Annotated in this window: 5 protein-coding genes; 3 read left to right on the forward strand and 2 right to left on the reverse strand. The window is 75.0% G+C overall.

What is annotated here, in order from left to right; genetic code table 11:
- Nucleotides 1–57: 57 nt before the first annotated feature.
- A complete protein-coding gene (locus tag ACFXA3_RS35385; RefSeq protein ID WP_385193960.1) occupies nt 58–486 on the reverse strand; it encodes an SRPBCC family protein in 429 nt (142 codons plus the stop codon).
- A 171-nt stretch (nt 487–657) separates the two neighbouring features.
- On the opposite strand from ACFXA3_RS35385, the gene ACFXA3_RS35390 reads away from it, so the two are divergent.
- Nucleotides 658–1629, forward strand: a complete 972-nt coding sequence (locus ACFXA3_RS35390; protein ID WP_385193962.1) for a DMT family transporter — start codon at nt 658–660, stop codon at nt 1627–1629.
- A gap of 161 nt (nt 1630–1790) precedes the next feature.
- Nucleotides 1791–2768: a DMT family transporter gene (locus ACFXA3_RS35395; protein WP_385193965.1), complete on the forward strand. Its 978-nt coding sequence runs from the start codon at nt 1791–1793 to the stop codon at nt 2766–2768.
- Here ACFXA3_RS35395 and ACFXA3_RS35400 read toward each other — a convergent pair.
- The gene (locus tag ACFXA3_RS35400) at nt 2750–3451 is read right to left on the reverse strand and encodes a pyridoxamine 5'-phosphate oxidase family protein (RefSeq protein WP_385193968.1); all 702 of its coding nucleotides are present in this window, start codon (nt 3449–3451) and stop codon (nt 2750–2752) included. The genes ACFXA3_RS35395 and ACFXA3_RS35400 overlap by 19 nt on opposite strands.
- Before the next feature lie 28 nt (nt 3452–3479).
- On the opposite strand from ACFXA3_RS35400, the gene ACFXA3_RS35405 reads away from it, so the two are divergent.
- Nucleotides 3480–4860, forward strand: a 1381-nt coding sequence (locus ACFXA3_RS35405; protein WP_385193970.1) for an aminotransferase class I/II-fold pyridoxal phosphate-dependent enzyme, incomplete at its 3' end; no start/stop codon positions are given.

Genomic DNA, 4860 nt, shown 5'->3' on the forward strand with positions numbered 1-4860 from the left:
CCGCGGGTCCTCCCGCGGGGCGCGCCGCCGTGTTCGCGTACCCGCCGGGGGAGGGGGTCAGGCGACCAGCCCGGCGAGCTTGCGCAGCGACTCGTTCAGGGCGGCGGTGGCCGAGTCCTTGAGCTTGCCCGCCATCAGGGAGACGGCTGCCCCGTTGAACTCCCCGTCGATGCGGACCGTGGTGGCGGCGCCGTCCGGGATCAGCGTGTACCGGGTCAGGATGGCCACGCCCATCGGGCCCTTGCCGGTGATCGCGAAGACGCGCTCGTCCTCCAGCTCGGAGATGGTCCAGGCCACCTCGGCCGGGAAGCCCATCATCTTCATGTTCTCCTCGAAGGTCGTCCCGACCGCGAGGGTCTCGGGGCCGCCCTTGGGGAAATTCGTGTGGGTCATGCTCCACTCGCCGTACGCCGCCCAGTCCGTCAGCTGGGCCCAGACCTTCGCGGCGGACGCCTCGATGCGTGATTCCGCGGTGACTTCGGCCATGCGACCACCCCTTCTCGTCGGGTACGTGCGGCGGAACGTAGCCCCGGCGGGCGGAACATTCAATACTGACGACCTGTCAGAAATGGTCGGCGCGGTCACGCCGGGTCTCGGATCCGTCTCAACAGGTGTCACACCTGTGACGGTACTGACCGGCCCTGCCATGATGGCCCGATGCAAGCGACAGGGAAAAACGCCGGACTGGGCCTCGCCCTCGTCTCGGCGTTCGCGTTCGGCGGTTCGGGGGTGGCGGCGAAGCCGCTGATCGAGGCGGGTCTGGACCCGCTGCACATGGTCTGGCTCAGGGTGGCCGGGGCAGCCCTCGTGCTCTCCCCGCTGGCTTGGCGCCACCGCGGTCTCGTGCTGCGCAAACCCCTGCTGCTCGCCGGCTTCGGCCTCGTGGCCGTCGCGGGCGTGCAGGCCTTCTACTTCGCCTCCCTGTCCCGGATCCCGGTCGGCGTGGCCCTGCTGCTGGAGTACCTCGGCCCCGCGCTGCTGCTCGGCTGGATCCGCTTCGTACAGCGCAAGCCGGTGACCCGGGCCGCCGCGGCCGGCGCCGCCGTCGCCGTCGTCGGCCTGGCCTGCGTGGTCGAGATCTGGTCCGGGCTGAGCCTGGACCCCCTCGGTGTGCTGCTCGGCCTCGCCGCAGCCTGCTGCCAGGCCTTCTACTTCGTGTTCGCGGACCACGGCACCGACGGGGCCGCGGGCGGCGACGTTCCGGACCCGATCGGCGTGATCGCGCACGGCATGCTCATCGGGGCGCTGGTGATGACCGTGATCGCCCGACCCTGGAACATCGACTGGCAGGTGCTGGCGGGGCGGGCCGCGATGGGGGAGCTGATGGTGCCCGCGTGGGTGCTGCTCGGCTGGGTGGTGCTGATCGCGACCGCCTTCGCCTACCTCACCGGCGTGGTCTCGGTGCGCAAGCTCTCGCCGCAGGTGGCCGGTGTCGTGGCCTGCCTGGAGGCGGTCGTGGCCACGGTGTTCGCCTGGATCCTGCTGGGCGAGTACCTCTCGACCCCGCAGATCGTCGGCGGTGCGCTGGTGCTGGGCGGAGCCCTCATCGCGCAGACCGCGCGGCCGACCCCGCCGGCCGCGGTGGATCCGGAACCTTCCGTTCTGGACCGCGAGACGGCCAAGGCCTAGGGTGGCGACCATGCATTCGACCGTGCTTCCGCCGCCGGCCGCGTAGCCGCGGGCAGCCCCCTTTCATGAAGACCCGGCCCGGGCCGTTCCCGGGCGGGTCCGCGCTGCCCGCGAAGAGATGACCTTCCCCTTCATCCCTCACGCATGCGCGGAGCACACACGTGTCGAACCTTTCGCCCGCCTCGGGGCGCAGTCTGCTGTACCTCGTCGTCGCCGGAGCCGCCTGGGGCACTGCCGGGGCGGCCGCCTCCCTCCTCTTCCTGGCCAGTGACCTCGGCCCGCTCGCCCTGTCCTTCTGGCGGTGCGCCGGCGGGCTGGTGGTACTGCTGGGGGTGCTCGCCGTACGCAGGCCCCGGCGCGCGGCGGCGGCGCGGCCGTCGGTGGTGTCCCTCGTCGGGACCGGCCTCCTGTTCACGCTCTTCCAGGCCGCGTACTTCGGCGCCGTGCGCGAGACCGGCCTCGCTGTCGGCACGGTGGTCACCCTCGGCGCCGGGCCCGTGCTGATCGCGCTCGGCGCGCGGTACTGGATGGGCGAGCGGCTCGGCCGGGGCGGCGTGGCCGCCGTCGCGGGTGCCCTCGCCGGGCTCGCCGTACTCGTCCTGGGCGGCGGGGGCGCCGACGTGCGGCCGCTCGGCGTCGGCTGGGCGCTGCTGTCGGCCGCCGGATACGCCGGGATGACCCTGCGGGCCCGCTGGCTGGGACGGCGCGGGGCGGGCGGCGACCCGCTGGTCACCACCGCCTGGTCGGTCGCCGTGGGCACGGTGTGCCTGCTGCCGCTCGCCGCGGCCGAGGGGCTGGTGCCGCACACCGCCGAGCTCGGGCGGGTGCTCTGGCTGCTGGTGTACGTGGCCACCGTGCCGACGGCCCTGGCGTACGCGCTGTACTTCACCGGCGCCGCCGCGGTGCGGGCCGCCACCGTGTCCGTGATCATGCTGATCGAGCCCGTCAGCGCCGCGGCGATCGCCGTGCTGGTGCTCGGTGAGCGGCTGACCGGCGCCGTGGTGCTGGGCACCGTACTGCTGCTGACCGCGGTGGGTGCGCTGATCGTGGCCGAGGCGCACGGGCCGGCGGGCGGGCCGGCGGTCCGGCCCGCCCGTGAGTCCCGTGAGTCCCGTGAGGCTCAGAGCGCGGTGAGGTAGTCCGGGACGGCGATCCCCGGGGCCAGGTCGTCGGCCGGGACCGGGGCCCCGTGCACCGGAGCGACCGGGACCACGCCGGACCAGTAGGGCAGGCCCATGTCCTCGGGCTCGTCGTTGGGGCCGCCCGTACGGAGCTTCGCCGACACCTCGTTCAGGTCCAGCCGGATCACCGCGGTGGCGGCGAGCTCCTTGGCGTTGGCGGGCCGGGAGTCCGCCGAGCGGCCCGGGACCACGTGGTCGACGAGGGCGTCGAGGGCCATCCGGCGCTCGGCCTCGTCGGTCACCTGGTAGGCGGTGCCGTGCACGATCACCGAGCGGTAGTTGATCGAGTGGTGGAAGGCCGACCGGGCCAGCACCAGGCCGTCCACGTGCGTCACGGTCAGGCAGACGGGCAGCCCCGGGTCCGCCTGGCCGGCGGCGAGCAGTGGGCGCGAACCCGTCGAGCCGTGGACGTACAGCGTCTCGCCGACCCGGCCGTAGAGGGTCGGCAGCACCACCGGGGCGCCGTCGCGGACGAAGCCGAGGTGGCAGACGTAGGCCTGGTCGAGTATCGAGTGGACCGTCTCGCGGTCGTAGCGCGCCCGCTCGCGGGAGCGGCTGGGGACGGTGCGGTCCGTGGGCTCGTAGCCGCCGCCCGGCACGTTCGTTCCGGGCATCTCTTGCGTGTCCGTGGTGGCGGTCATGGTGCGCGCTCCGTTGTACTAGTGCATAATGGGCTTTGTGCTAGGAGAATACCGGATCACAGGGCGCCGCGCATCGGATATCGCGGCGAGTGTCGAGGCGGGCGTCGGATCGGGCGCACTCGTGCCGGGAGCGCTGCTGCCCCCGATGCGCGAACTCGCGGGCGTGCTCGGGGTGAACCCGAACACCGTGGCCGCCGCGTACCGGACGCTGCGCGAGCGCGGGGTCATCGAGACCGACGGGCGGCGCGGCAGCCGGGTGCGCGGCCGGCCGGCGAGCGCGCCGCGCGACGAACTGCGGATGGCGGTGCCGCCCGGGACGCGTGACGCCGCGTCGGGGAACCCGGACGTCCGGCTGCTGCCCGCGCTGGACGGGGCCCTGGCGCAGGCCGCGCGGCGGTACGCACAGGCGCCGACGCTCTACGGGGACGACCCGGTGGTGCCGGAGCTGGAGCGGCTGGCCCGGGCCGACCTCGACGCGGACGGAGTTCCCGCCGGGCCGGTGGGGGTGACTTCGGGAGCGCTCGACGGGATCGAGCGGGTCCTGGTGGCCCACCTGCGGCCGGGGGACGCGGTGGCGGTCGAGGACCCGGGGTGGGGGAGCGTGCTGGACCTCGCCGCGGCGCTGGGGCTGCGGGTGGTGCCGGTCGCGGTGGACGACGACGGGCCGGTCGTCACGGCGGTGGAACGGGCGCTCGCGGAGGGCGCGCGGGCCCTGCTGGTGACCTCCCGGGCGCAGAACCCGACCGGGGCGGCCGTGAGCGGCGACCGGGCGGCGCAGCTGCGCGGCGTCCTGGCGCGGTACCCGGAGGTGCTGGTGGTCGACGACGACCACGGGCACGGCATCGTGGACCTGCCGCTGCACCCGCTCGGCGGGGTGACCCGGCACTGGGCGCTGGTGCGGTCCACCGCCAAGGCGTACGGGCCGGACCTGAGGCTCGCGGTGCTGACCGGCGACCCCGTGACCCTGGACCGGGTGCGCGGGCGGCAGCGGCTGGGCCCGGGATGGGTGAGCCGGCTGCTCCAGTACGCGGCGGTCGAGCTGTGGAGCTCCGGCGCGGTGGACCGTGCGGCGGTCGCGCGCTCCTACGGAGAACGGCGGGACGGCCTGGTCGCGGCACTGCGGGAGCGGGGGGTGGCGGCGCACGGCCGCAGCGGGATGAACGTATGGGTGCCGGTGGCCGACGAGACGGGCGCGGTGACGAGGCTCCAGTCCGCGGGCTGGGCGGTGGCCCCGGGCGGATGGTTCCGGGTGGAGTCGGGGCCGGGCGTGCGGATCACCGTGTCGGGCCTGGAACGGGCCGAGGTCCCGGGACTCGCGGCGGCGGTGGGCGGCGGGGGGGGCGCCCGGGGGCGGGCGCCCGGCGGCCGCCGCCGCCCGGGGGCGCCCCCCCCCCCCCCCCCCCCCCCCC

This window comes from Streptomyces sp. NPDC059456 (assembly GCF_042750055.1).
In the GTDB taxonomy this organism is placed as follows: domain Bacteria; phylum Actinomycetota; class Actinomycetes; order Streptomycetales; family Streptomycetaceae; genus Streptomyces.